Source organism: Streptomyces montanisoli (genome assembly GCF_017813245.1).
Taxonomy (GTDB): Bacteria; Actinomycetota; Actinomycetes; order Streptomycetales; family Streptomycetaceae; genus Streptomyces; species Streptomyces montanisoli.
Genome location: NZ_JAGIQL010000336.1, coordinates 1 through 2267 on the forward strand (window position 1 = coordinate 1; position 2267 = coordinate 2267).

1 protein-coding gene is annotated in these 2267 nt (G+C 72.5%); it reads left to right on the forward strand.

From position 1 onward, the window contains the following. Positions 1 to 2267: Rne/Rng family ribonuclease (locus tag JFN87_RS32955; RefSeq protein ID WP_209346163.1), on the forward strand; the 2267-nt coding region annotated here is incomplete at both ends.

A 2267-nucleotide genomic window follows, 5' to 3' on the forward strand; every position in this document is an offset into this window, starting at 1 on the left:
AGTCCGGGCGTGTGCTCTTCCGATCTCGCAGGACGCCGAGCCCCGGGACGGCGCGGACGACGAGGTCCGCCCGTCGCGCCGCCGCCGCAGGGGCGGGCGCAGGCGCCGCCGCGGCGAGTCCGCCGACGACAACGGCTCCGAGCAGGACGAGACGTCGTCACATGAGGACCGCGACGACCGCGACGACCGCGAGAACAGCGCCGCCCGCGAGAACCGCGACGACCGCCGCGAGCGCACACAGCGCGCCGACCGCGCCGACCGCGGCGCCCAGGACGACCACGGTGCCCACGCCGACCAGGCCGACAAGGCCGACGACGAGGCCCACCACGACGCCGACGCGTCCCACGACGACGAGCAGCACGACGACGCGGGCCGCGCCGGCTCGGGCTCGGCCGGCAGCCGCCGCCGTCGCAGGCGCCGCCGCCGCGGCGGCGACCTCGGCGCGGAGGGCGAGTCGGGCGACGACCCGGAGCGCACGGTCGTCAAGGTGCGCGAGCCGCGCAAGAAGGAGGAGCGCACCGGCTCGGACGAGGTCCAGTCGATCAAGGGCTCCACGCGCCTCGAAGCCAAGAAGCAGCGCCGCCGCGAGGGCCGCGAGCAGGGCCGCCGCCGCGTGCCGATCATCACGGAGGCGGAGTTCCTCGCGCGCCGCGAGGCCGTCGAGCGCGTGATGGTCGTGCGGCAGAACGGTGAGCGCACACAGATCGGCGTGCTCGAGGACGACGTGCTCGTGGAGCACTACGTCAACAAGGAGCAGGCCACCTCGTACGTCGGCAACGTGTACCTGGGCAAGGTGCAGAACGTGCTGCCGTCCATGGAGGCCGCGTTCGTCGACATCGGCAAGGGGCGCAACGCCGTCCTGTACGCGGGCGAGGTGAACTTCGAGGCGCTCGGCATGTCCGGCGGCCCGCGCCGTATCGAGACCGCGCTCAAGTCCGGCCAGTCCGTGCTCGTCCAGGTGACGAAGGACCCGATCGGCCACAAGGGCGCGCGTCTGACCAGCCAGGTCTCGCTGCCCGGCCGCTACCTCGTGTACGTGCCCGAGGGCTCGATGACGGGCATCAGCCGCAAGCTGCCCGACACCGAGCGCGCCCGGCTCAAGACGATCCTCAAGAAGGTCGTCCCCGAGGACGCGGGCGTCATCGTGCGCACGGCCGCCGAGGGCGCCAGCGAGGACGAGCTGCGCCGCGACGTCGAGCGGCTCCAGGCGCAGTGGGACGAGATCAAGAAGAAGTCGAAGTCCGGCGGGGCGTCGAACGCGCCGACGCTGCTGTACGGCGAGCCCGACATGACGGTCCGCGTCGTCCGCGACATCTTCAACGAGGACTTCTCGAAGGTCATCGTCAGCGGTGACGAGGCGTGGAACACCATCAACGACTACGTCTCGTACGTGGCGCCCGACCTGTCCGAGCGGCTGCAGCGGTGGACGAGCGAGGTGGACGTCTTCGCGACGTACCGCATCGACGAGCAGCTGATGAAGGCCCTCGACCGCAAGGTCTGGCTGCCCAGCGGCGGCTCCCTGGTCATCGACAAGACCGAGGCCATGGTCGTCGTCGACGTCAACACCGGGAAGTTCACCGGCCAGGGCGGAAACCTGGAGGAGACCGTCACCAGGAACAACCTGGAGGCGGCCGAGGAGATCGTGCGCCAGCTGCGCCTGCGCGACCTCGGTGGCATCGTCGTCATCGACTTCATCGACATGGTGCTTGAGTCCAACCGCGACCTGGTGCTGCGGCGGCTGCTCGAGTGCCTGGGCCGCGACCGCACGAAGCACCAGGTCGCCGAGGTGACCTCGCTCGGCCTTGTGCAGATGACGCGCAAGCGCGTCGGCCAGGGCCTGCTGGAGTCGTTCTCCGAGACCTGCGTGCACTGCAACGGGCGCGGCGTGATCGTCCACATGGAGCAGGCGTCGACCCCTGCGGGCGGCGGCAGCACCGGTGGCGGCAAGCGCGGCAGGAAGCGCCGCGGCGGTTCCGGCGGCGCGGACCACGACCACGAGGCCGAGAGGGCCACGGCGGCCGAGGCACCGGCAGAGGCGACGGCCGAGGCCGGGCCCGCACAGGATGCCGAGCCCGCGAGGACCGAGACGGCCGCCGAGGTCGCGGCCGAGGTGGCGCCCCCCGCGGCGCTGCCCTCGCCGGCCTTCATGCCTGACGAGGAGCTGTACAACAGCGTCGCCGAGGCGGAGGCGGCCGCGAGCAGGGGCGGCCGCTCCCGCCGCAGGGCCACCCGCAAGGCCTCCGCGCCGGCCGGGTCCCCGCGTACGG